Here is a 25211-nt window from a genome sequence, read left to right on the forward strand (position 1 = left end):
CACCAGGCCCACGCGCACGATCTCCGGGAAGAGATCGCCGCAGAGATTCCCAACGCCGAGGAGGCTGATGCGTATGTCCACGCACTGGTTCGGGATTGGCGCACCGCACCATTGGCTACAGCTGACCGCGCACTGTGTGAGTTTGCCGCTAAGCTCACCAGACACAATGATGAGGTGGCTGTCAGCGATTTAGACGTGTTGCGTGAGCAGGGCTTTGAGGATCGAGCCATTCATGATGCGGTGCAGGTGATTGGGTACTTCAATTACATTAATCGCATTGCACATGGGTTGGGGGTGGAGCCGGAGGGGTGGATATGGCCGTGGGGGCGGGATTAAACCGAGAAAAATCCTCAGTTCTCTAGCAATTGACGTACTTAATCGGATTCTGATTCCCGAGGGAGATGTAATTTTCCACACTGCCGCCAACATAATGTTGTAGTGCTGAAGACACAATGCCCTCAAAACGCCATCTTTGGCGTGTTTTCTGCATTGGGCTTCGTGCTTCTACTGGGAACCAATGATGAATTTCATAAACTTGACGAACAACGCCATGATAAACGGCAAAGGCATATTTAGCTTTTTCTCGGCGTTTACCCACAACCCAGTTACCTCTGGTAATTTCGTACAATGACGGAGCATCCATTCCCCTGCGAAACAAACGGTTTACGGTAATCAGAAGAGCTGGTTCGAGAATCTCGATTATTGGTGCGTCATACAGTGCAATAACTTCTGCGGCGGTCATTTGCCCCCTATCATTTGACTTGTTCCCTGCTACCTTATTGGTCAACAAACCAAGTCCAATGAAATCAATCAAAGATGCTTCAACTTCAAAGGCTTCTTTTTCTGTTAATCCATGCCGATGGATGAGGTGTTTGACTTCAAAACCCTTTTGGCGTATCTGGCGAATTTTGTCTAGCTTGTCACTTTCTTTTGGGAATTTAATAGCATACTCAAGGTGTGCAAATATTCGATTGCCAGTTCCTTTGCCAACATAGAAGACTTGGTCCGTTTCCGGATCAATCAGCATATAAACATAGAAACCTAAATTTTCAGTTATTGAGGCTGAAAACCGTTTCATAATCAAAGGCTTATCAGGTTAGTTACCTGTTCCCGATTTCTGTGCCTGCCAGGTGTTCCAGAGCTTTGACGAGGGCGTGGTTGCCTTCTGCGCCAAGTCCTTGCTGCTGGAGAGTGCGGTAAAGGTTAAACACCATGCTGGTACCGAGCATAGGCACACCCATTTGGTCGGCCGCTTCCAGCACCAGGCGTAAATCTTTTTGCTGCAAATCAATGGTGAAGCCGGGCCGCCAGTCACGCTCCACTACCTGCGGGCCGCGATTGCTGAGCATCCAGCTACCGGCCGCGCCCTGTGTGACGGCTTCAAGCGTCTTGTTCAGGTCAAGCCCGCCTGCCTGGGCAAAGAGCAGTGCTTCCCCCACGCCGAGCATCGTCACCACCACCAAAATCTGATTCACCAGCTTCACTGTTTGCCCGGCCCCAATGTCACCAACGTGGGTGATTGCTTTACCCATTGCCTCAAAAACGGGCATGGCGCGTGCCACCTGGTCTGCTTCGCCCCCCACCATGATGCTGAGGGTGCCTTTGGCTGCGCCTTCGCTGCCGCCGCTGATCGGCGCATCCAGCATCTGCACATCACGGTCGGCAAATGCTTGCGCCAGGCGGCGGGTGATTTCTGGACTGATGGTGCTCATGTCGATAACCAGATCGCCTGGTTTGGCCCCGAAGATGACGCCGTTGGCTTGCATCATGACATGCTCTACATCGGGCGTATCGCTGACGCAGGTAATGATGATGGTGGCGTGACTGGCAACGTCGGCGGGGCTGGTGGCGGCGTGGGCACCGATCTCAATGAGGGGGTCCATTTTGGGGTGGGTGCGGTTCCAAATGTAAACCTCAAACCCTGCTTTCAGCAGGTTGCGCACCATGCCCTGCCCCATGATGCCCAGGCCGATAAATCCGATTTTTTCTTTCATGCGATGCTCCTCATGGTGCTAATCGGTGCGAATGTCGATGATTTCTTCTACAACGGGTTCAATGGCGGCACGCACGGCCGTTTCATTCATATGCTGCACCTTAAAGGCAACAATGCGATTCGCTGAGGAGTCCCCGGAAAATTCGCCAAAGGCGATGAAGCTACCGCCACCGTCAGCTATCGCTTTAGACAATTTGGCCAGCGTACCAACGGCATCGGAGGCAACGGCCGTTACCCGCACCCCATGGTCGCGTGCACCCATTAGATCCACCAACAGCTTAAACAAATCGGTCTCGGTGATCAGGCCAATAACATCCCCGTTTTTCACAACAGGCAGGCCCCCCACCTTTTTATCTGCCATGATCCGCGCGGCTTCCTCAATTGGCGTGTCCTCCGTGATGGTGAAGACATTGGTCGTCATCACATCTTTTACTTTGATACGATTAACCAGGTAGTTGATCTCCCAAATGCTCAGGCTGGTGGCATCTGAAGGCGAAGCATTGAGCAAATCTTTATCGGAGACAATGCCGAGGAGACGGCCGTTTTCTATAATGGGCGTGCGGCGAATCTTTTCTCGCTGCATCAACTTTAAGCAATCTGGCACCGACATATCTGGCTGAACCGTAATGACTGGCTGCGACATGCAACGTTTTACTAACATTTGTAACTCCTTGTACTGAATTATCATTCAGGCAATAAGCAAAAAGGTGGTGGCTCTGAACGATTTTTTAGGCTAATTCGCCGCGAGCAAAGTGTTCGTGGCGAAATTGGAAAATAGTGCTGCTATCATAACCAATTTTTCTCATTATGCAGTATGAGTTTTGGCGACATTTTCCAGTTACAAATGTTTAAAATTCTTGATGGGTTAGGAATCGGGATTATTTGTTTTGCGCAGCCGAATCGGGGATTTTTTTGGCAGACGTTCAATGATGCCCCGTGCTTCCAAATCGAGCTGTACCGATTTGCAATACCAGCGAACCGAACCTGGTTTCGGGAACATCTCTTTGGGGACATTTTTGTCAGCCAGGTAGGCAGCAACTTTCAGTTCCATCTCCAAAAATGGCATACCGTCGCTACTGTCATCTGGCAGGGTTGCCAACATTGCTTCGCGGATGATGGTGTACTTCTCTTCTTTCAAATTATGACGATGGTCGGGATGGTTTACGTTTTGGGCTTTAATGGTGCTCATGGGGTCTCTCCTTTTTAGTTAGCCACAGATTTCGCAGATTGACGCAGATTTTTTCTCTGTGACCTTGTGCCTATGTGCGCTTGTTGAATGATTGCATTGTAAACGGCCGTTCCTCATCCCGCTTGTTCATTCCTGCTAACTTTGTAACTGGGCACGGTATTGGCTGGGGGACAGGCCAAAGCGACGACGAAACGCATGAATGAACGAGCTGAGACTACTGTACCCTACTTGTAAACTTAACTCCGTTACCGACAGATCGCTTTCCAGTAAACGAAAGCGGGCTTCGTCCAGGCGCAACCGCTTAATAAATTGATACAGGCTCTCGCCAAAGGCAGCCTTGAACAATCTGGCAAAATGAAACTCTGAGAGCGAAACGGCCGTGGCCACATCCACTACCTGCAAATCATCCAAAAAACGGGCTTCGACCAGTTGGCGGGCTTGTAGAAGCCGGGGCAGCAAGTCATCTAGCGTACTTTGCTTGCGTGGAGTCAACGCAGCCAACGCTTGCTGCCGCAGCCGCATCATCCGCAGCAGTTCACCCACCACTTCTACCATCAAATCATCCGCTGTGAGTAAATCCACTGGTGGCGTGCAGGCCTTCACCATTTCGGCCAGCAGGTAAGAGAGTTCATCCCCCTGCGGCAGCGGCACGTTGTGCATGAGCTGGTTCAGTTCGGGCGAGATACCCAAAAAGTCTGCCATGTCCAGGGCAAAGCCGGGGCTAAGTAACAAAACGAGGCACGGTGCCTGTGACACGGCCGTTCCCATCAAAATCATTGGTTCATCCACGTCGGTGAGCCAGGTGTATTGGCTGGGGTTGAGGGTGACGTTGTTGCAGGAAACGGCCGTTTCGCCCGGAAAGATGAGGGTGATATGGCCAAGCTGTGGCAGTGGAAACGGCCGTGTCACCCGACCCAGCCAGACAGCATTGAGGGGGGAGTAGTGGGTGGAAACGGCCGTTAAGCCCGCAAACGCTGTTGAACGCAAAAGTGGCATACGCTTACTCTAAGCGATTGCGTAACCAGATGCAAAAATGACCCAAGAAGGCTTTGAGGCAAAGCATCTGATGATGGAATGTTGAAGCTTATTCTCATCCAAAAGCAAACTGCTCTGTAGTAGGAGATATTGTTTACCTTGGATTATTCTCTCTCAAGGATCCCCTTGCAGTTGGACTATTGATTATCGCTTGTTGGACGTCTAAATCAATATCACGCCAGTCCATATATTCAGCAGGATAAGGCTGCAACTTACTCATATACTTTCCTGGCAAAACATCCTTAATTGAATCGAATGCACTTCGTCGGATATGTACTCGAGCCTTATCCCAATATTTTCCAATTTCATGTTCTAAATTGGAGGGTTGCGGTAAAGTGAGAAGTTCATCCAAGTCATAAATTCTCGAATCTTTTATATAATCAAGACTAAAAATTTTAACCTTCTGCAAAGCATAAAGATAACTTATCCTGTAAGGTGACAGATTAGCTTTGAATTCATCTACTATCAATTTAGGTATTATTTCCTCCCGCAATAACTCTTTTTCCTCTTCTTGCTTAACGACGAAGATGAATCTTGGTTCTAAATATTCCCCATGAACAGGAAATCCTTGTTCATCTAAATGAATGGGAACCCAAGAAGGGGCGGGATCGTTTCGAGAACTGATTTGTGCGTTTATTTCAAGATTAACTTTAGCACGCCACTCACGCTCATGCGTCCAATCTACCGATTTTGAACAGTCAAAGTGACAAAATAGATACTTATCTTCTTCCTCTAACCGTTTAAAGAACTCGTTTTTATCTCCATAAAGAACAGGACGCCCACCATATGCGTAAATCAATTGCTTTGGAAGCGCAATCATCCACTGTTTTCTCCAATATCGATTATCTACACTTAGTGATTGCAAATAGTTGCCTATTGGCATTTCAGAGAAGCAAACCGCAGGTGTATTACCATAAATAGTTGGAGTGTTACTATAACTTCTTCTTGCATCACTGGGTTTTAAATAACCAAATCGTAAAATAGAGTAAAAATTCCTTTTTGTCGTCCAATGAATTAGGTAACTCGACAAATCTTTTCGCTTCCGAATGATTGCTTCGATTGCTTCCAATTCCATAATAAATACTCCAAATATTAAAACATTCTTACCACGATACTTTATTCAAAGTACTATTCCTTAAATCTTTCTCAAAATAGCCAATACAATTCAGTCACGGGAGATAATACCTAGGTGCAGAATTTAAGTCTAGCATCGTGATGCATCAGGAATCCTACGCCCTTGACGACTTTTTTACACTATAACTTGCCATCTGGTATATGTGTTGAGAAGTTCCTTTTTTGCCTCCAACCCACTCCTGACATACAATCCAGCTAAATTCAATCAACTTTTCTGCCCGACCATTCTTTGGCCGGGCTTTTTCATGAAGGAAACAACATTTTCATGTCTTTACAACCTCGCAATGATATTCGCAACATCGCCATTATTGCCCATGTGGACCACGGCAAAACCACGCTGGTGGATGGGATGCTGCGCCAAACCAACGTCTTCCGCGCCAATCAGGAAATGCAAGAGCGCGTCCTCGACTCCAATGATTTAGAAAAGGAGCGCGGCATCACCATTCTGGCGAAAAATACCAGCATCGTGTACGACGGCACCACCATCAACATCGTAGACACGCCCGGCCACGCCGACTTTGGCGGTGAAGTGGAGCGTGTGGTGAACATGGTGGATGGCGCGCTGCTGCTGGTAGACGCGGTGGAAGGCCCCATGCCCCAAACCCGCTTTGTCCTGCGGCAGGCGCTGGAAAAAGGGGTCAAGGTCATCGTCGTGGTGAACAAAATTGACCGCCCGGCCGCCCGCCCCGATTACGTGGTCAATGCCACCTTTGACCTGTTCATTGACCTGGGTGCTAGTGAAGAGCAGGCCGATTTCCCCGTGATTTACACGCGGGCGCTGGAAGGTCGCGCTGGGGAAGACCCGGACGAGTTGGCAGATGATTTACGGCCGTTATTCGACACCATGATCAACTTCCTCCCCCCGCCCATGATCGACCCCGACGGCCCCACCCAACTGCTTGTCACCACCCTGGAGTACAGTAGCTACGTCGGCAAAATCGCCGTGGGACGGCTCACCAGCGGCACCATCACCGATGGCCAGGCCATCATGCACATTAAGGCAGATGGCGAGATGGAACCGGGCAAAATCACCAAGCTCTACACCTTCCGTGACCTACAGCGCGTGGAGCAAAAGCAGGTGCAAGCGGGGGATATCATGGCCGTGGCGGGCATTCCCGATGTGGGCATTGGCGACACGCTGGCCGATCCAGACGACCCACGCCCGTTGCCGCCCATCAAGGTGGAAGAACCCACCGTGCGCATGACCTTCCAGGTGAACGACAGCCCGTTTGCGGGGAAAGATGGCAAATACGTCACCAGTCGCCAAATTCGGGAGCGGTTGCTGCGCGAGCTGGAAAGCAACGTGGCCATGCGCGTGGATGAAACGGAAAAGTCAGGTGAATTTATCGTCTCCGGGCGCGGCGAACTGCATCTGGCCATCCTCATCGAGACAATGCGGCGTGAAGGGTACGAGTTTGCTATTAGCCGCCCGGAAGTGATTTTTAGGGAGGATGAAAACGGCCGTACCGAACCCGTCGAGAAGCTGTTTCTGGAAGTACACAACGATTATCTCGGCGCGGTCAGCGAAATGCTGGGACGGCGGCGCGGCCTCATGCACAACATCCACTACGGCGAGGACGGCACCGTCTATGCCGAATATTTGGTGCCAACACGCGGCATCCTCGGCTTCCGCCAGCCATTCCTCACCGCCACGCGCGGCACAGGCATTTACCATACCCTCTTCCACGATTACGAACCGGTGAAAGGCGAGATTGAAACGCAGGAGTTTGGCTCCCTGGTGGCGATGGAATCTGGCCCGGTGAGTGCCTATGCCCTGCAAGGGTTGCAGCAGCGCGGCACCTTCTTTGTGCTGCCCGCCGAGGATGTGTACAAAGGGCAGGTGGTGGGCCAGCACATTCGCAACGAGGAGTTGGTAGTGAACGTGTGCAAAACCAAAGTCCTCAGCGCGGTTCGCACTGGCCCCACTGCCATTGCCGAAGCACTGCACACACCCCGCATCATGTCGCTGGATGAATCAATTGAATATTTGGGGAAGGATGAACTGCTAGAAGTCACGCCCACCGCGCTCCGCATCCGCAAAAAGGAGCTGCGGCATGAGATTCGTCAGCGGGAAATTAAACGAGCGAAGAAAGATAAGTAACTTGGAGACTGGAGATTAGTTCAATCTCTAATCTCCAGTCTCCAATCCCTTAATTCGCATCGCGGGCGCAGCGGAAGCCAGCACCAATGTGGGATTCATCTAAAACGAAGGTGTTCGGGTCCGAGGGAGAGAGCGCAAAACGTATTGTCGTCGTTATCTCCGCGCTGCTATCCACCCAGGAGCCACCCCGCAGCACTCTCAAGCCAGACGTGTCATCTTCGTTGTAGCCACTGGCGGGTAGAGGCAAATTGTAAAAGTCGGGATCGTACCAATCCTGCACCCACTCGGCCGCACCACCGGCCATACCTAAAATGCCAAATGGACTGGCCCCGTCAGGCAAGCTATCGACCCGAATAAAAGCGCGCGGGAAGAAGTTGGTGAGGGATTGCGATAGGTTGTTGTTAAAAACGGCCGTCTGCTGAAAAGTCGGCGCAGCATCACCCCACGGATAGAGACGGCCGTCCGTTCCCCGTGCTGCATATTCCCACTCCGCCTCGGTGGGCAATCGCGCTCCGACCGATTCACAGTACGAATTGGCTCCTTCCCACGTCACCCAGGTGGCCGGGAAGCGTCCCGTGCCAGGTTCTGTTTCAAAGACACCCAGGTTGTTTAGCAAATTGGTGAGCGAGGTGAAAACGGCCGTCGTTGCACAATCTTCTCCATTACACGCCCCACTGTTTCCCCCCTGGCGGTTCAGAAAATCAGCAAGCTGCTGCACTGTCACTTCATATTGGTCCAAATAGAAATTGTTTACCGACACCATGCGCAGCGGATTATCTTCCCCGTTGGCGATGCCCATCTGGTAGCTACCACCCGTGATGAACAGCATCGGCATATTGTCTACATCACGAATGAAGGCGTTAAGCTGCGCATCCAGAGCCAGTTGAGCCGGGTCTGGTGTGGCGGTTGGTTGGTTGGGCACGGTCGCTTCTGGCGTGTTCTCAACCGCTTCGGCTGCCAGCCGCGTGGCTTGTGCAGCCACCGTGGCTAACTGCGCTTCGGCTGTGGCTGCCTGCGCCGTCGCTTCTTCCTGATTTTCCACCGCCGCCCGCTCAGCCACCAAAGTTTGGTTAGCCGCTACCTCCATCGTGGCCACGGCGTTGTCGGAGGTGGCCATTGCCTGCACGGTAGCCGCTTCCAGTGCGGCGGCAGTGCTTTCTCCAGCTAATTCTAATGCTAAAATATCGGCAGCAACGGCCGTTTCCCTAGCCTCTACACTCGCTCTGGTCGCCTCTTGCGACACTTCCTCCCGCTCTTGCTGTACATTTTGCAAATAGACAAGGCTCACCGCCCCACTAATCACCAGCAGCAAAATAATGATGAGCGCGTAGTTAAAATTGCGGGCGCGCCGTGCCGCCTGAGACTCCGCCTCGGCTCGCTGCCGCTGCTCTTCCGCCAGCTTTTGCGCTTGCTCTAGCTCCCGCTGCTGCTGCGCCTGCTTCTCTTCAATCTCTAGCTGGAGGGCAGCTTTACTGGCATCCAGATACTCCTGCTCCAGCGGATTTAGCTCCTCAAACAACAACGCTTCTTGAAGCTGCTGCCCGCGCAGCAAGCTGCTATCATCCCGGTCCCGCGTATCCCACTCTTCCGCCTGGGCCGTGAAGCGCAAGCGGTGGCGCAGCACCACCCGCTCATCCTCCAACCACTCCACCAGGCGCGGCCAGTTGCGGACCAACGCCTCATGCGCCACCTCAAACTGATCCGTTTCTGGATTCGGCCCATCTGTTTGCCGCAGCAGGCGGGCACCAACCAATTTTTCCAGCACGCGGTCGATGCGGTCGTTGGCTTCGCCAGATTGGTAAAGGGCGCGGCGGGTGGCGCGGCTGCGGGTAAATTCCACGCCCGTGCCGGGGCGCACCAGCCGCAGCAAAATCCGCTTGGCTGCGTTTTGTTCCTCTGGCAACATGCTGTTGTAAAGCGAGTCGGCGGTGGAGGCGAGGGCTTCCATCACCCCACCCAAACGGCGATAAGCGTCCCAGGTGATGCGGTTGCGCTCGCGGTCATCCCACAATTGCAGCAGGGCAAATTGCAGCAGGGGCAGCGCGGCCGGTTCGCCTACAATTTCACGCACCAACGCTTCAATCAGACCATCCTCAAACTTTAAGCCGATGGCTTGGGCAGGCTGCTCGATGGCATCGTGCAGTTCGCTGGCGTTCATCGCCGTGACGCGCACCAGCCCCTGCTCGTACAGGGATTGGAACAGCGGTACTTTGTTGAGATAGCTTTCATAATCCACGCGCATGGTCAAAATGACGACGTGGCGGGCTTCGCGCGCGTTTACCAACCCCAGCAGATTGTCGATGAAGGCGTCCCGCTCTTGCTCATCGTGGCAGAGGGTAAAGGTTTCTTCAAATTGGTCAATCGAAAGTACAGCAGGACCATTGGTATCTGACTGCACCAGCTTGGCGAGATGGGTGTTTTCCTTGAGGAAGGCGTCGTAATTTTCGGTGATCCATTCAGCGGGGTCAGCACCATCTGGTTCCAGCAGCTTGGCAAGCTGCGTCAGCGGGGCCGTGCCGGGAACGATGGTGGGATAGTAATGCCAACTGTCGCTGCCGGGCAGTTCGCCATCCTCCAATTTGGGCAGCAGCCCAGCCAACACCACAGAGGATTTACCGCTGCCGGAGGGGCCAACGGCCGTTACCAACCGATTCACCAATACCTGATCTAACAACTCTTTGATGAGCTGATCACGGCCGTAAAAAAGATGCTTGTTTTCTTCGTTGAACGATTCCAGACCGATGTACGGGCAGCGGGAGTCAGGAATTTCGGGCTGGGTGGTGGCGTCAAAATCGACCAGCACCGCTTCGGGCGTCTCTTTGCCCGCATGAAAAAGCTGGTTGTGCCAGTAGTCGAGCAGGCTCTGAGCCGCTTCCCGGTCTTCCGTATTGTCGATGAAGGCCCCCGCTTCGGCACCGCGATGTAAAAATTCGGTCACTTCGTCCCAAAATGCAGCAGCCTCGGCTGCTTCCACATTTTTATTTTTGCGCCGCTGCTTCAGCAGCGACCGATGCGAATCGCGCATCGAGGTGAAGGACATGAAGGGAATGAATTCTTCGTCTGAATGGCTCATTTGTTAAACTGCCTCAACAGGAGATCGATTTGCTCGCCGACGCGCTGTAGTTCGGTGCAAAGGGAGAGCAGTTCCAGATCGACTTCGCGGAACCGGTGGCCGACGTAGGTATGGTAGCGCATAAACAGGCGGCGGACTTTGGAGTTTAGCTGTTTTTCGATGGCGGGTTCCAGGTTGCTCATCGCCTTGGTAAGATTGACTGCCCACGGTGCCTCTGGGTTGGCATCGATCAGTTCCTGGGTCATCGGTTGCAGGTCAAACCAGGCGTCTTCCAGCTCGATGAGTTGATTTTTGGAAACGGCCGTCTTCACCCGCCGCACCTCATCATCAATGTTTTGCCAGGCGTTGTGTTCCCGCACCAGCGCGTTTAGCCGATCGTCCAGCCCCGCCAGGGCCGATTTGCCGCTTTTCACTTCCTCGATCATATTGCCCATCGCCACATCGGCTTCCGCCAGGCTGCTGCTGATGGTGGTGATCGCCTGCTCCAGATTATCCAGCCGCAGGGCGTTGGCCACGGCCACCAGCTGGGCATTGATGCGGGTGGGGTGCCGAGTGAGAACGCGCGACAGCAGGCTGACGCCGCCGTTGAGTGCTTCCAGATCGTCATCGTTAACGGCCGTTTGCATTCGTTCCTTCACTGTTTCAAGCTGGGTGGCCCAACGCACGTCGCCACCGGCAAATGTATCGCTTTTGGAAAGCGTCACTAGGTCGCCGATGCGGGTGTTTAGCTCCGTCTCGGCACTGGCGATGTCTTCCCAGGCCATATCGTCATCGGGAAGTCGCTTTTGGTCGCGGTAGATGAGGTCGTACTGCGTCTCCAAAATCTGGAACAGATCATGAATTTGCTTGTAATCATTCATCTGCTCGATTTGCTGGGAGGCTGCCTGGAAATCGGTTTGGAAAGTGACAACGGCCGTACGCACATCTTCCCGCGTCAGCAGCCGCACAATGGCACCAAAGCTCTTGCTGGCAATCATCGTGTTCGATTTGTCTTGCGCAGGCAAAATATCTGCCTGATGAATTTCGATGCGGGCGGAGGAGGGGTCTTCGTCAAACTCTTCAACAATGATCGCAGCGATATCTACGTGGGGGCGCAGCTCGCGGAAAGCTGCTACCAGCACGTTGATCCGCTTGCGACGATCGAAGTGGATAATCAGCTCACGCGCTTTATCTTTTTTGACGGTGCCGGGGAGATTTTCAAAATCGAGGCGCAGCTCAAAGCAGAGGTCGCGCAGGTCATCTTCGCTAAAAGAGTCGTTGATGGCACGCAGCAACTTTCGAAGATCGACTGGTTTGTCCTGGCCATTCTCTGCGGTTGGGGTGGCGTCTGTCATCTTTCTTAAGGAAGCTGCGAGTCAGTTCGGTACTTCACTGGTTTTCATCCGGTTTTGTGTGTAAAAGCCAACAAATATCTTAAATAAGATTGAGTACAAAACTGGCTTTTACTTGAGCAAATCACAGAGAGCACCCTTCACTTTTCAAACTGGTTTCTGTGATTTGCTTGCCTGGGCAAAATCCGTAGAAAGATTATATGTCAAGTAACTTATTTTGTAAACGAATCATAAAAAAGGGGAGGGCGATCAAAAGTTGCGGAACGGCCGTTCTATTAAGATGCTACACAATCGTGAGCGTTCAAAAGCCATCAACAAGGCATTATGGACATCGTTCCATCTTTCATTTCGACCAAAGGGAGAAATCCCAACAGGTAAGCAAGAATAACTCACCATTTTCCCGGCTAGCTTTTTCTACCAGGTGACAGTCCCGGCGAGCGGGATTTTTGTTTTTCTACCTGGATGAGGAAGATGCGGAACTTGCCAATGCGCTCGTTTCAGTCCCGGCGAGCGGGATTTTTGTTTTGGCTCAACTATTAAAAGTGTGCGAATCGGGTAAAATTGGGAATCATGGAATTCCCAATCACCGATTTACTCGACAAAGAAAACTGTACACAATGGATCATTGAACATTTCCATCCCAATGGCTTTGGGTGTCCGGTCTGTCAAGTCGGCGTAGACCAAGCCCGCAAGTTCCGAACGACAAAGCGCAGTCAACTGACCGTTTACCGTTGCCAACAGTGTCAAGCCGCTTACAACTTGTATACGGGAACCGTTTTCCAACAACATCATTTGACTCCAATGCAAGTCTTGTTGCTCGTTCGCGGTGTCCTCAAAGGAGAACCTGCGACAATCTTGTCAGCCGAATTGGGCATCAACTACCCAACGGTTTTGAGGTTGCGTCATGACCTGCAAGCGAACGCGGAACAGCTCCAACCAGAAACCCCGCTCCTGGATGATGAAACTGAAACCGATGAAATGTTTCAGAATGCGGGGGAAAAAAGGGTGTGAGCATTTCGACTCAGCTGACCCGCCCCGTCGTCGCGCCAACAAACGGCGAGGGCGTGGCACGTATGCCAATGACCGACCGCCTGTTGTGGGCACAGTGGGGCGTCAATCTGGACAAGTTCGCTTGCGTGTTGTTAAAGATACAAAAGGTGAGACCCTGGTTGACCACGTGCATCGCTTTACGCTAGCTGGGTCTCAACTGTATACAGAGGGTTTTAGTAAACATAAAATTGTGAGCGTTTACCGCTAACAATTAATTGTCCACCCCTTAACATTATAGGGAAAACGCTACAAAACATAAAATTGTAAGCGTTTGTTCGTTCCCACCTGTTTTTTGCTGAAATGGAGTCCCTTTTGTTTTAGACTGATTTTGTCCGAATCGATCTATCACAAAAGGAGACTCCTATGTCTATTATATCTTTGCCCCATTGGTTTTCGCGATTCCAAGCGTCAAAATCGCTTGCCAAACAGTCGCGACTTATCCTACAGTCGCCTGGGTTATCCCATTGGACCACACAACCACCCTCCCACTTGCCGCCGTTCGTCCGCCATTGCCCCACAACAATGAAATATCTGAAGCTTTTGGCCCCACTGGCCTGGGCTGACATTCCTTGGCGGCCAATGCCTGGTCCCCGTACGGGTCCTTATCCCGCTTCGCCCCTCCCTTACATTGCTGCGTTTCTGGTTCGGCTTGACCAGCAGCATCGCAGTATGGGACAACTCCGTCAATATTTGGTCGAGCATCCGGCTTTGACCTGGCTGTTGGGGTTTCCCTTACAACAAGATTCACAAGCTCCGCATGGGTTTGAGGTGGCCGCAGCCCTACCGTCCCCCGCTCATTTCAGTTATGTGCTGCGCCATCTGGCCAACCCCCTGCTGCGATTCTTGCTCAACGATACGGTGCAATTGCTGCGGCTGGCCTTGCCGACTGGTAGCAACTTTGGTCAGGTTGTTTCTCTAGATACCAAACATATCCTTGCTTTTGTCAAAGAGAATAATCCCAAAGCCTACATTAAAGAAGGACGCTGTGACAAAGACCGCCAGCCAGTTGGCGACCCAGATTGTAAATATGGCTGCAAACGACGCCGCAACCGGGCTCCGGAGCAGACGACGCCTACCAAAGACGGCCATCCTGCACCAGGATTAGGTGTGGGTAAAGATGAATTTTACTGGGGCTATGCCTCTGGGGTCGTGGCCACCAAGGTGCCGGGCTGGGGTGAATTTGTCTTGGCTGAAATGACCGACACCTTTGACCATGCTGATATTCACTATTTCTTTCCCCTGATGGCCATTGTCGAAGAACGGTTAGGCTTTCGCCCGCCTTACGGCACTGCTGATGCGGCTTATGATGCCTGGTATGTCTATGATTATTTTCACTCGGCTGGTGGCTTGGCCGCTGTGCCTTACGTTGACCGCACCAAGGGGCGGACCTATTCCTTTGATGAGGCTGGCTTGCCTTTTTGTGCAGCGGGGCTGCCCATGCCTGTCAAGAGTAGCTTCATGAATCGCTCCAGCCGCGTGCCTCATCAACGCGCGCGACATGCCTGTCCGCTTTTTTTCCCCGCTCAGGTGGCACAGCAATGCCCGGTAAACCACAAAAACTGGAAAAAAGGGGGCTGCATTTCTACCCTACCGACCAGTATGGGTGCCCGGGTTCGTTACCAGCTTGACCGAGAAGGGCCGGAATACAAAGCGATTTACAAGCAGCGTACAGCCGTAGAACGTATCTTTTCGCAAGCGGTCGCCCTGGGCATCGAACGTCCCAAACTGCGTAACCAACAGTCGATCACCAATCTGAACAGCTTGATTTACATTCTCATTAACTTGCGGGCGCTGCAACGTGTCTACCAAAAGAAGGCAAATGGTGGCTAAGTTCGCATTCGCCAAACAACCTTAAAAAATTGAACAATTGAAGATTCGATTCGGATGGCGGGGGAGCCATCTGCTTGTTTCAATCCCTTCCTACGTTTTTCCCCTGTGATGGTTCCAACGCTCATTATTCAGTAGACATTATGTTTACTAAAACCCTCGCCCCCGTCTTGCGACAAGATAAGGACGCTGTAGGGGCCAATGCTGAGGGTAGCATGGGTAGCTAGCTGATCATATTCACCGGGAACGGCCGTTACCGTACCCACATGGTGACTGCTAAAGCTGGGATGGTATGCTTTCAGATCGCTGTTCAGCCGCACCTGCCAGTTGCCGCCGTGCGGAAAGCCCAATTTGTACTGCTTTAGCACGCGGTTGGAGAAGTTGGCGACGACGATCACATCATCGCCAGAGCCACCAAAATGCCAGCGATGGAAGGCAATCAGCTTGGCGGCATCATTGACATGGAAGACGTTGATCGATGGCCCGCTGAGGCCGCGGGTTTGCCCATGCAGGTTGCGCCGCAGGGCGATCAGGTGCCGGTACAGCGTCACCATGCCGCTATTTTGCGTCGCTTTTTGCCAGTCAAGCGGCCGTTTGTCGTCAAACCAGCCATCTTCCAAAAATTCCTGCCCCTGAAAGATCATGGGCACGCCGGGGGCAGTGAACACCAGCGCGGCTCCCAACGCTGCCCGGCTGGCGGCCAGCCCGTCATGCCCGTCGGCAACGGCGATTTCATGCACCACCCGCGCCTTGCCATTGGCCACCTCATCGTGCGATTCGGTGTAGATGACGCGGCTAAACACGTCTGCGCCGTAGCGAAACTGGAGTGCGTCCCGCACGGCCAGCATGTTGCGATCTTCATCACGTGGGGTGATGATTGCTTCGCGGATAGGATGCACAAATTGGCTGTCCCACTGGCTGTTGAAGCCTGCGCCCCCGGCGTCAATCGGCTCGGTAAGCCATGGGTTAGCCTGCAAATCCTCAGCAATGCGAATGTGACGGGGATTGCGGTGGGCCATTTCGCCATTGATGCCCTGCATCAATGCCCAACCTTCGGCAATGTCGGCACCGGGGTCACCATCATGCCCGTGGGCATTGCGAATGTAGGAGGTAGCGTCCCAGCGCAGGCCGTCAATCTGGTACTCGTCTAACCACATGCGGACGTTGTCGCGGATATATTGGCGCACTTGAGGACGGCCGTAATCGGGTCGCGTATCGGCCCACGGGGTTTTGGAACGCCAATCATTGTAGAAGTAGATGCCACCCAACCCGTGCTGCTGCCAGCCGTCAAACTGCCACAGGCTCAGCTCTCCCGGGCCAAAATGATTGTAAACCACGTCTACAATGACGGCGATGCCCTGGGCGTGGGCCGCCTGCACCAGCCGCTTGAGTGCCTCTGGCCCTCCGTAAATTTGGCTAATGGCAAAGGGATGGTTGGGGTTGTACCCCCAGGAAAGCTCGCCAGGGAACGCTTTGACGGGCATTAGCTCAATAGCGTTGATGCCCAAGATGCGCAGGTAAGGCAGCTTTTGGATGACGGCCTCAAAATTGTACGGCGGGTTGCCGTCCTCGTCGCCAAAGGTGCCCACGTGCAGCTCGTAAATGACGAGTTCATGCAGGGCAGGTGGTTGGAAGTGGGTTGGTGGGTTGGAGACGGCCGTATCTATGCCCGCTGTATATCCGTTCCGCACCACCCCGTCGTGGTAAGGGGCGCGCACATCTTTGGCATAGGGGTCGGTGCGCAGCAGTTGGTGGCCATTATGCTTCAACACAAATTTGTAGCTATCCCCAATTTGCGCCTCTGGCACATTAATTGACCAGATGCCATCTGCTTCTCGCGCCAACGGAATTTGGCTGCGGTGCCAATTGTTAAAAGCACCCGTGACGTACACAGCTTCGGCGTGGGGTGCCCACACGCGGAACGTTGTGCCTTTGGCATGGGGAATAGCCCCCATGCCCGATTGCAGCGCAGGCTGCGTGGCTCGGATTCGGTATTTTACAGTCTGCCAGGTTTGTTTCAGCTGCGTCCGCCAGGCAGACCGCTGTTTTTCTTTTTCGCTTAAACTCATAGATCCTCCACGAAGTAAGCAACGCACATCAAACAGTTCACATGTGCTTACTCCTTAGCCGCCCTTACCATTTATCGACATCTTTCAGACGGCCACAAAGCGCATAGGATAAACGATTCTACCGCTTTCGAGGTTAAAAAAGTGTTAACAATGTGTGTTTATGTTAACCAATTGGGTAGTAACTGGCCACTTTTTTATGAATAATTGCCAAAAATCGATGCTTTTCCCTTCGAACCGGGTAAAAAAAAGTGCCTGGTTTGCACAAACCAGGCACTCAAAAATTTACAATCGACTGAAAATTTTTTAGATGAAGATAATTTGGGCGTCTTCACTCATTTCCATGAAATCAGTGGCACCCACAACGTCTTCCACCACATCGACAATATCTTCTTCTTTCATCATGTACATGTCGCCAAACATATCTACCGACATTTTGCAGGCATACATCTTACCGCCAGCATCGTGAATCATTTCCAGGAACTCACCAATTTCGGGGAAGTCTAAATGCTTAATCTCACGTTTCATAACAGCCGTTGCCACATTTGTCATGCCCGGTAATCCCCCAATCGCATTCGGAATCGGCATACTGGGGTTACCAATTGGCACAAACTTGAGCTTGTTCATCTTCCGCTTATTAATAATGTCTAGCCCCCAAAACGTAAAAAACAGGGTGACATCAATACCTTCCATCAGGGCTGCATTAGCCAAAACCAGTCCAGGGTACGCCATATCCAACGTTCCCTTGGAACAAATAATGCACAATTTGCGGTCTTTATCATCGTTAAACATCAGGTCATCTCCTTATTATGGAATTGGAAGTAGTGTCTCCAATCCCCAACCTCTAATCTCTAATCTCCAGCTCTCCAATTATTAAATACAACCCGAAGGTTTCTTCAAGCCAGCCACATAAGCCACCTTCTTGGCAGGGCCTTTGGGGAATAGCTTGTACAGCTCTTTCGTTGGCACGCCGCCAACTTTGGTAATGCGGCGGAGCGTCGGTGCATCGCCCTGGGCAGCAAAGTCCTCACGGCAAAAGCGAATCACCTTCCAATGCCCATCAGACAAAGGCGTAATGCCTAAATCTGTTGCCAACGCTTCAGCTACTTCTTCGTTCCAATCTTGCGCATTGGCCATGAAACCATCTTCATCAAACGCAATCGTCTTTCCTGCAATTTCTCTTGTGCTCATCTTATTTATCCTTTTTTGAGTCCGCCAAAAAATCCGCAGATTGCACAGATTTTTCTCTCAGGAATTTTCATAAATCCCTGTGTTCTCTGTGGCGTTTTTCAGCAATGTTAATTTTCAGAAACAGTTCTTAAAACAGACAGCGTTTTGGCCAGACCGCGCTTCACGGACGGATCATTCAGCTGTCTTAAAATTGTAAACATCGAAACATCAACCGGTGGCTCTTCTTCCCGGATCACATGGGCTGTATTTCGCATCATCGTCATAATTTCTGGCTGGGTCATCTCTTTGACCGTTTGTAGAATTAGCACAATGTTCTCACCAAGCTGGCGTACATCCTCTTCCGTAAATGACGTCACCACGTTGTCGGCAATGGCCATGCCACCTCGCAAAAAGGCAAAATATCCTTTTTGTTCCATTTCATCCAGCCGCTGCATCAACGTATAGAAAGCATCCTGGCTCAGGGGGCTTAAATCTTGCCACATGGCCGCTACGCTTTCCATTTGATCCAGCATCTGTTCCAGGTTGCGGGTGTTGCGCATCAGCCGTTTGAGCAAGCGTAGCCCGTCTTCTAACTGCACGTAGCTTTCAATCTCATTGAGCTGTTCCACCGTCAGACGGTACATCTCTCCGGCGACGGGAGTTAGATCGTTTTGCAGCTCCTCCCATTCCTGCCGCCGACGCTTTTGCTGCCGCGCCTCTTCAGTTAAAAATGCCACTTGTTCCGTCAGGGCATCTATTTTTTGGTTCAGTTCTGTGATTGTCTGATCCATCTTTGCACTCCGTAATCAGAAGTTCAACTTCTCTGAGAAGTTGAACTTCTAGGCATCATCAGCTCCACTTCCCCGCCATTGTCATCTGCGCCGTGATGGGCATCTCTTTGCCTTTGAGCAGGATATTCCAGTACATCCAGCGGAACATCATCTTGCCCCAATGGTTCATTTCTGACTCTTGCAGCAGCGAAAAGGGGCCAATGCCTGGCAGCGGGTATTTGCCCGGCAGTGGTTCAACATCGTAGTTGAAGTCGATGAGAATGCCCTTGCCAAAGCCAGACTCGATGAAGCAGTTAGCGTGGCCGTCGAACTCGACGAGCATTTCTTGCCCTTCAATGTAGCGCAGGAAGTTTTCCACAAAGACTTCGGCAGCAAAATGGGCCACAGAACCAGCCTTGGAGGTAGGCAATGCGGCCGCATCACCCAATGCAAAAATGTTGTCATACTGCTGGGAAAGGAAGGTGTGTTTGTCAACCGGCACGTGGTTGAGCTCATCTCCTAAGCCAGAACGGCCGATTACCTCAGCCCCCATATTCACTGGCACCGTCACCAGCAAATCGTACGGCACTTCTACTTCATCGTAAGAGATGAGCAGCTTCTCTTCTGGCTCTACCCGCTCGGGGTAAAATTCCGTTACGATTTTGATGTTCTTTTCATCGAGGATGTTACCCAACAGGCTGGCAGCGCGAGGTTTGGTGAAGGCTCCTGGCAAGGGTGTTACCAAAATCAGCTCGACGCGGTCACGCATATTGCGCTGATGGAAATACCAGTCGGCCAGGAAGATGAACTCCAGCGGGGCGACGGGGCATTTGTAAGGCAGTTCCATAATGTTGACTACCATACGGCCGCCTTGCCAGGTGCGTAATGTTTTGGCCAGAGCCACGGCGCCTTCGTAGGTGTAAAAGTCGTGGATGCTTTTGCGCCATTCCGCTTCGGTGAGGCCGGGGGTTTCTTCGGGGCGAGGCTGGGTGCCAGTGGCAATGATGAGATAGTCGTAATGGAGAATACGGCCGTCTTTTACCAAACGCACGCGATTTTCCTCCGGTTCAATTAGCTCGATCTCCGAGAGAATCATCTCCACACCAGGCGGAATGTAATCCCGCTTGGGCTTGATCACATCATTTTCGCCATAAATGCCAAAGGGGATAAAAAGGAAACCGGGCTGATAATAATGCGTCTCTTCCTGATCCACAATGGTGATCTTCCACTCATCTCGGCTGAGAACGTGGCTCATTTTGTTGGCGATCATGGTCCCAGCTGTGCCAGCACCTAAAATCAATAATTTTTTCATCTCAATCTCCTGCAATTGTGTCGTTTGTCTCCACACATTTTCAAACCATCAGGCGGCTGCGCTCATGCAAAATGTGGGAGACAACGTTCGCTATCTTTTGCACCAGACGCAAAACATGCGCCTGCTGTTCTGGCGATAGGAAATAAATCTCCTGAACGTGGTCAAATAATCTTGGTGGATCGATGGCTAAATCAGCCGCAATCGCTTCAAGATTTTCCGCAGGTGGTGGCCAATTTTCTGGGGCAATTCCCCCGACAAAGACCATTCCCTTCAATTCTGTCCCCACCCGAATATAGGCACGGGCACAAAGCAGCCCCAAATAACTTTCCAAATATTGTGGCTCCAGGCTTAGAGAATCGGCCATTGCCTGCCAATGGTTCATGCACTTTTCCCACAGCACGTCGTTGTCACCAATGGCGGCAAAAAGACCGCAACTGTTGCTGAACTCGGTAAGCGGTTTGCCACTCATATCTGTGATGATGAGCATGACGCCTAACGCCTCGGCAAAGGTGTCTTGCATCATCTGCACACATTCTTGGGGGAACTGGTCGGCTACGGCCGTTGCTTCAACGGAAGAAAGGGGGGAAGCTGCTGTCGTTAGCGAGAAAGGAATATTTTGGGTATTCAACCAGCCCTCAATATTTTCAGCTGGAAAGCGCCACTGCCGTCCTACCTTGATGGCAGGTAAACGGCCGTCTTCGGCCATGCGGTACACTGTAGAGCGGTCTACATCCAATAAACTTTGAATATCTTTTGCAGTTAACATTCTGGACATGGTCTATTCTCTTCTGTTTGTGAATATTTTCACGGTATGATGCATACTGTACCCGAATCTGCATATGCAGAGTAAGTGACAATCGGCAGAAAGGGGCATGACAACCGTCATGATTTGCAGATTATGCAGATTATGCAGATGATTTTAGTGGCTGGTGGTTAGCAGCTTGTTGCGTTTACCAGCCACTAACCACTCAAAACTATTTACCTTTTTTGCAGCTATTTTGTAGGCACACGTTGATTTTTGCTGCTATGCTGCTATTCTATTGCGCCTATGAACCCAATTCATTGGCTTTTCGACAAATTTTTTCCACTTATTCGCTTCACCTATGAAAAGATTCAGGGACATCAGTGGTTTGACAAGATTACACCACAGCTTTGGCTGGGGGGTGCGCCTCACTACAAACGTGATTACCAATTTTTGCTGGACAATGGCATTACGGCCGTTCTCAACATCCGCGCCGAACGAGAGGATGACGTGAATTTGTATCGTCAACACGACATCAGCTACCAGCAGCTTAAGGTGCTAGATGTTACCGTACCTTCGGATGAGATGATTACCGCAGGGGTAGATTTTGTGCGACAGCAGGTAGAAGACGGCCGTTCCGTTCTCATCCATTGTGCCAAGGGGCGTGGCCGTTCCGCCACTATTTTGGCCGCCTACCTGATGCAGCACGAAGGAATGAGCTTCGATGAAGCCAACCAGACAATGAAGCAAATACGGCCGTTAACCAAACTGGAAGGTCGCCACCGCAAACGTCTGGAACAGTGGGCGCAGGAGCAGAAAAGCAATATTGCGTAGTTTGACAATGTTTTGCCCAATGCAGACGCATTGTTTTTGTTAGTGATAGCGCGTTTGGCATACGTGGGTTGCAATCTGGCCGTCTACCGCCCGGACAACGGCCGTTGGGTGGCAAGCCACGCTAAAGGAGGTATTTCCCCCAGACCAGCACACATCTAACCCTAAAATGTTCGTACAGCCCTGTACGGCCGTTGCTAACTACCCGTCTGGTCTATCCCCACACAAAAGTTGTATGTAAAAGCCAAAAAGATACCTAAATTAGATTGAGCGCAAATTTGGCTTTTACCAGCATAGTTTCAAACTCATCTTGACCCGATACAACGAACTCAACACTGTGTTCACTTTTTTTGATGACCTCTGTGCGGCCGTACGGCCGTTCGTGAACACACTTTCTGGAGGAAGGAAATGAAATCTATTAATAAAGTCGCCCGAATCGGCGGATTGTTCCTGCTGTTGTTTGGTGGTATTTGGTTGCTCAGCCTGGCTAGTGGCCCGGCACCGGAAACGCTAGACCGCCAGCAAGCCATTCAAGCATTTGCCCCTGTCGATATTGGCGACCGAGATGCTATCGGCGAAGTCCAAGAAACCAACATCTCATTCCCCACAACCGTTAATCTGGCAGACATCCCTGCTGGCGTTTACGATCCCGATAACCAGTACGACCGCTGGCAGCGGGGCGAAATTGATCTACAAGAAGCGTTCTTTCGCTTGCCAGAAGCGCAAATGGCACTCCTGCAAACAGAAGCGTTAGAAATTCCCAGCAGCCCCAACGTGCAAATTCCGCCTAGCGGCCCTAGCCTGCAAGCACCCACCGCTGGCACCAACTTCGATTCTATCGACTTCACCGAATGTTGTGGCGGCGGTGGCAACGTGCCGCCCGACCCAGAAATTGCGGTTGGCCCCAACCATATCATTGCTGTGGTTAACGTCGCCTTTGAAATTTACGACAAAAGCGGCAACAGCTTGGTCGGCCCCACAACCTTCGCCAGCTTTATGGCTTCTAACCCTGCCTGTACTGGTGTGTTTGATCCCAATGTGCTGTACGATGAACGGGAAGATCGCTTTATGCTGGCAATTGATGCCGACGGCACCGATTACTGCATTGCCGTCTCCCAAACAAACGATCCCACCGGTAGTTGGAACCTTTACTCATTTGTTACCGGCAGTGCCAGCGTTTTCTTTGATTACCCCCATGCGGGTGTCGGCAACGACGCCATTTACATGGGTGCCAATATGTTCAACAACTTCACGCAGGCGTTTCTGGACTCCCGCATTTGGGCGTTTGACAAAGCTGCCATGTATGCCGGAACGGCCGCTTCCTCTGTTACCATTAATCTGGGCAGCAACGATGACACCCCCCAACCGCTCAACCTGCACGGTTGGAACCAGGGCACCTGGCCTACCAGCGGCCCGCATTACTTCATCACGGAAACAGGTTACAACGGTGCTGATCATACCATCTACTCCTGGAGCGATCCGTTCGGAGCCAACACGTTTGGCACGGTGGGTACGGTTAATCTGAATACAGCAACAGGCGTAACGGCCGCAAACTCTGTTGCCTTCCCCCAAGCCAGCGGCGGCACCCTGCAAGGCAACGATTGGCGACCACAGGATTTTGAGTACCGCAATGGCTTTGCCTGGACCACCATGACCGTAGGCTGTAATCCGGGTGGCGGCACCGTCAACTGCGTCCGCTGGGCGCAAATCAACCCTGCCACAGCAACGGTGATAGACGCAGGCGTGTACGGCAGCAGCAGCGAATATCGCCAATTCCCCGATTTGGCAGTGAACCATTGTGATGATATGGCTGTTGGGTACACCAAATCCAGCAGCAGCATCTTCCCCAGCATTTACGTGACTGGCCGTGAAAACACTGATACAGCCGGCACGCTGCAAGCGGAAGTGCTGCTCAAATCTGGCGAGATTTCCTACACCTCATTTGAAACCAGCGCACCACGCCGCTGGGGTGACTACACAGAAATGACCATCGACCCTGACGGCTTGACCTTCTGGTATTTGGGCGAATACAGCAAGAATACGGGAACGACACAAGGCCGCTGGGGAACCTACATCGGTTCCTACAGCTTTGGCAGCTGCACCACGGGTGGTCCCACACCGACACCGCCGCCACCACCAACGGCCACGAACACACCCGCCCCAACCAATACGCCCGCCCCGGGCACATGTACCGTCTACAACAGCACAGACGTGCCTCAGGCAATTTCCAGCAGCGGCACGCCTAGCGTCAGCTCCGTGCTCAATATTTCGGACAGTGGCGTCATCGACGACATCAATGTACTCAACCTTAATGGAACCCACACCTGGATCAACGATCTAGACTTTAACTTGACCAGCCCAGGCGGCACTGAAGTTCAAATCATGGCTCGGTCTTGTAGCAATCAGGATAACTTTGATTTGAATCTGGATGATGAAGCCTCTGGCACTTGGCCTTGCCCACCGACTGGTGGCGGCACGTACCAGCCCAGCAATCCGCTTTCAACCTTTGACGGGCAAAGTGCCAACGGCACTTGGACATTGCGAATCGACGACAATGCCAATCTGGACGGCGGCAGTTTGAACGGCTGGAGCCTGGAAGTTTGTACAGCAGGGCCTGCCCCAACGGCGACAAACACACCAATCCCAACAGATACACCTACACCTGGCCCCACGAGCACACCCACGAATACGGCCGTTCCCCCTACACCGACCAATACACCAGTTCCGCCAACACCAACCAATACCCCTGTGCCAGGCACAGACCCAGTCATCTACGTGAGCTCCACCAGTGGTGGCAACGCAGGCGGGGTCGCTTTCGCCGATGAAGATATTTTGTCTTACGACACCGGCACAGGTACATGGGCCATGTTCATTGATGGTTCTGATGTTGGATTGAGTGGTTCTGGCTCGCGGGATGTGGATGCGTTCTATATCATGCCCGACGGCAGCGTATTGCTCAGCTTTGTTGGGGCAACCACCATTCCTGATGTTGGTTCGGTTGATGATTCAGACATCGTTCTGTTCACCCCATCCTCTACCGGAACGACGACGGCAGGAACCTTCTCGTGGTACTTTGATGGTTCGGATGTGGGCTTGACCTCCAATGGTGAAGATATTGATGCGATTGGCTTTGCGCCAGACGGCCGTTTGCTCATCAGCACCACAGGCAGCCCCAGCGTCGCCGGTGTTTCCGGTGATTCTGATGAAGATTTGTTGGCTTTCGATGGCACTTTGGGAAGCAGCAACACTAGCGGCACCTGGGCAATGTACTTTGATGGCTCCGATGTTGGTCTGAACAATTCCGGCAGTGAAGAAACCGGCGGCACCTGGGTAGATGCGAATAACGACATCTACTTATCCGCCAAAGGCACCTTCGCCGTCTCCGGCGTCAGTGGTGATGGTGCAGACATCTTTGTTTGTGCTGGCAGCACGCCCGGCAGCAGCACCAGTTGTACTTTTACCCTCTTCTGGGACGGCTCAGCCAATGGCTATGTTGGCGAAAACGCAGATGGAATTCACATTGTCCCATAAGTTTGCTTTGAGGACTGGCAGTCCTCACTCATTTTTACAATGACTAAAAGGCATCA

The 25211-nt window shown here is 52.0% G+C and carries 21 protein-coding genes; 7 read left to right on the forward strand and 14 right to left on the reverse strand.

Annotated features, from left to right (window positions below; genetic code table 11):
• The first annotated feature begins 111 nt into the window (after positions 1-111).
• A complete protein-coding gene (locus ACOQPU_RS11695) occupies positions 112-336 on the forward strand; it encodes a hypothetical protein (RefSeq protein WP_420645290.1) in 225 nt (74 codons plus the stop codon).
• 22 nt (positions 337-358) lie between these two features.
• Here ACOQPU_RS11695 and ACOQPU_RS11700 read toward each other — a convergent pair whose 3' ends face one another.
• The 6 genes from ACOQPU_RS11700 to ACOQPU_RS11725 all read right to left on the reverse strand — a co-directional run bounded on the left by ACOQPU_RS11700 (position 359) and on the right by ACOQPU_RS11725 (position 5292).
• Positions 359-1078, reverse strand: coding sequence for an LEM-3-like GIY-YIG domain-containing protein (locus ACOQPU_RS11700; RefSeq protein WP_420645291.1), 720 nt, complete (start codon positions 1076-1078; stop codon positions 359-361).
• Between the two features lie 22 nt (positions 1079-1100).
• Positions 1101-1994, reverse strand: coding sequence for an NAD(P)-dependent oxidoreductase (locus ACOQPU_RS11705; protein WP_420645292.1), 894 nt, complete (start codon positions 1992-1994; stop codon positions 1101-1103).
• Between the two features lie 18 nt (positions 1995-2012).
• Entirely contained in the window at positions 2013-2654 is a 642-nt protein-coding gene (locus ACOQPU_RS11710) for a CBS domain-containing protein (RefSeq protein ID WP_420645293.1), read from the reverse strand.
• Positions 2655-2858: 204 nt separating this feature from the next.
• On the reverse strand, positions 2859-3182 hold the full coding sequence (locus ACOQPU_RS11715; protein ID WP_420645294.1) for a DUF6958 family protein: 324 nt from the start codon (positions 3180-3182) through the stop codon (positions 2859-2861).
• 135 nt (positions 3183-3317) lie between these two features.
• Positions 3318-4178 (reverse strand): helix-turn-helix domain-containing protein, encoded by an 861-nt coding sequence (locus ACOQPU_RS11720; RefSeq protein ID WP_420645295.1) that lies wholly within the window; start codon positions 4176-4178, stop codon positions 3318-3320.
• Between the two features lie 133 nt (positions 4179-4311).
• The gene (locus tag ACOQPU_RS11725; protein ID WP_420645296.1) at positions 4312-5292 is read right to left on the reverse strand and encodes a hypothetical protein; all 981 of its coding nucleotides are present in this window, start codon (positions 5290-5292) and stop codon (positions 4312-4314) included.
• Between the two features lie 324 nt (positions 5293-5616).
• On the opposite strand from ACOQPU_RS11725, the gene typA reads away from it, so the two are divergent.
• Entirely contained in the window at positions 5617-7452 is a 1836-nt protein-coding gene (gene typA / locus ACOQPU_RS11730) for a translational GTPase TypA (protein ID WP_420645297.1), read from the forward strand.
• A 49-nt stretch (positions 7453-7501) separates the two neighbouring features.
• Here the strand turns inward: typA and ACOQPU_RS11735 are convergent, their stop codons facing one another.
• Both ACOQPU_RS11735 and ACOQPU_RS11740 read right to left on the reverse strand, forming a co-directional pair.
• On the reverse strand, positions 7502-10525 hold the full coding sequence (locus ACOQPU_RS11735) for an SUMF1/EgtB/PvdO family nonheme iron enzyme (protein ID WP_420645298.1): 3024 nt from the start codon (positions 10523-10525) through the stop codon (positions 7502-7504).
• Positions 10522-11859, reverse strand: a complete 1338-nt coding sequence (locus ACOQPU_RS11740) for a hypothetical protein (protein ID WP_420645299.1) — start codon at positions 11857-11859, stop codon at positions 10522-10524. The genes ACOQPU_RS11735 and ACOQPU_RS11740 overlap by 4 nt, the downstream gene beginning before the upstream one ends.
• 567 nt (positions 11860-12426) lie before the next feature.
• On the opposite strand from ACOQPU_RS11740, the gene ACOQPU_RS11745 reads away from it, so the two are divergent.
• From ACOQPU_RS11745 to ACOQPU_RS11755, 3 genes are all read left to right on the forward strand, one after another.
• Positions 12427-12867 carry a hypothetical protein gene (locus ACOQPU_RS11745; RefSeq protein WP_420641526.1) on the forward strand — a complete coding sequence of 147 codons (441 nt, stop codon included), beginning with the start codon at positions 12427-12429 and terminating at the stop codon, positions 12865-12867.
• On the forward strand, positions 12845-13114 hold the full coding sequence (locus tag ACOQPU_RS11750; RefSeq protein WP_420645300.1) for a transposase: 270 nt from the start codon (positions 12845-12847) through the stop codon (positions 13112-13114). Before ACOQPU_RS11745 ends, ACOQPU_RS11750 begins: the two co-directional genes overlap by 23 nt.
• A gap of 371 nt (positions 13115-13485) precedes the next feature.
• Positions 13486-14736: a hypothetical protein gene (locus tag ACOQPU_RS11755; protein ID WP_420643805.1), complete on the forward strand. Its 1251-nt coding sequence runs from the start codon at positions 13486-13488 to the stop codon at positions 14734-14736.
• 128 nt (positions 14737-14864) lie between these two features.
• On the opposite strand, the gene ACOQPU_RS11760 is transcribed toward ACOQPU_RS11755, so the two are convergent.
• The 6 genes from ACOQPU_RS11760 to ACOQPU_RS11785 all read right to left on the reverse strand — a co-directional run bounded on the left by ACOQPU_RS11760 (position 14865) and on the right by ACOQPU_RS11785 (position 20826).
• Complete coding sequence (locus ACOQPU_RS11760) at positions 14865-16802, reverse strand: alpha-amylase family glycosyl hydrolase (RefSeq protein ID WP_420645301.1); 1938 nt, start codon at positions 16800-16802, stop codon at positions 14865-14867.
• Between the two features lie 303 nt (positions 16803-17105).
• Entirely contained in the window at positions 17106-17591 is a 486-nt protein-coding gene (locus tag ACOQPU_RS11765) for a DsrE/DsrF/DrsH-like family protein (protein ID WP_420645302.1), read from the reverse strand.
• Positions 17592-17672: 81 nt separating this feature from the next.
• Positions 17673-17990 (reverse strand): TusE/DsrC/DsvC family sulfur relay protein, encoded by a 318-nt coding sequence (locus tag ACOQPU_RS11770; protein WP_420645303.1) that lies wholly within the window; start codon positions 17988-17990, stop codon positions 17673-17675.
• A 107-nt stretch (positions 17991-18097) separates the two neighbouring features.
• Positions 18098-18760 (reverse strand): DUF1641 domain-containing protein, encoded by a 663-nt coding sequence (locus ACOQPU_RS11775; protein ID WP_420645304.1) that lies wholly within the window; start codon positions 18758-18760, stop codon positions 18098-18100.
• Positions 18761-18818: 58 nt separating this feature from the next.
• A complete protein-coding gene (locus ACOQPU_RS11780) occupies positions 18819-20051 on the reverse strand; it encodes an NAD(P)/FAD-dependent oxidoreductase (RefSeq protein ID WP_420645305.1) in 1233 nt (410 codons plus the stop codon).
• Between the two features lie 40 nt (positions 20052-20091).
• Positions 20092-20826 carry a PocR ligand-binding domain-containing protein gene (locus tag ACOQPU_RS11785; protein ID WP_420645306.1) on the reverse strand — a complete coding sequence of 245 codons (735 nt, stop codon included), beginning with the start codon at positions 20824-20826 and terminating at the stop codon, positions 20092-20094.
• Positions 20827-21099: 273 nt separating this feature from the next.
• Here ACOQPU_RS11785 and ACOQPU_RS11790 point away from each other — a divergent pair, with 273 nt between their 5' ends.
• Both ACOQPU_RS11790 and ACOQPU_RS11795 read left to right on the forward strand, forming a co-directional pair.
• Entirely contained in the window at positions 21100-21627 is a 528-nt protein-coding gene (locus tag ACOQPU_RS11790; RefSeq protein WP_420645307.1) for a protein-tyrosine phosphatase family protein, read from the forward strand.
• A gap of 405 nt (positions 21628-22032) precedes the next feature.
• A complete protein-coding gene (locus ACOQPU_RS11795; RefSeq protein WP_420645308.1) occupies positions 22033-25155 on the forward strand; it encodes a proprotein convertase P-domain-containing protein in 3123 nt (1040 codons plus the stop codon).
• Positions 25156-25211 lie beyond the last annotated feature (56 nt).

Source organism: Candidatus Leptofilum sp., assembly GCF_965223285.1.
GTDB lineage: Bacteria > Chloroflexota > Anaerolineae > Promineifilales > Promineifilaceae > Leptofilum.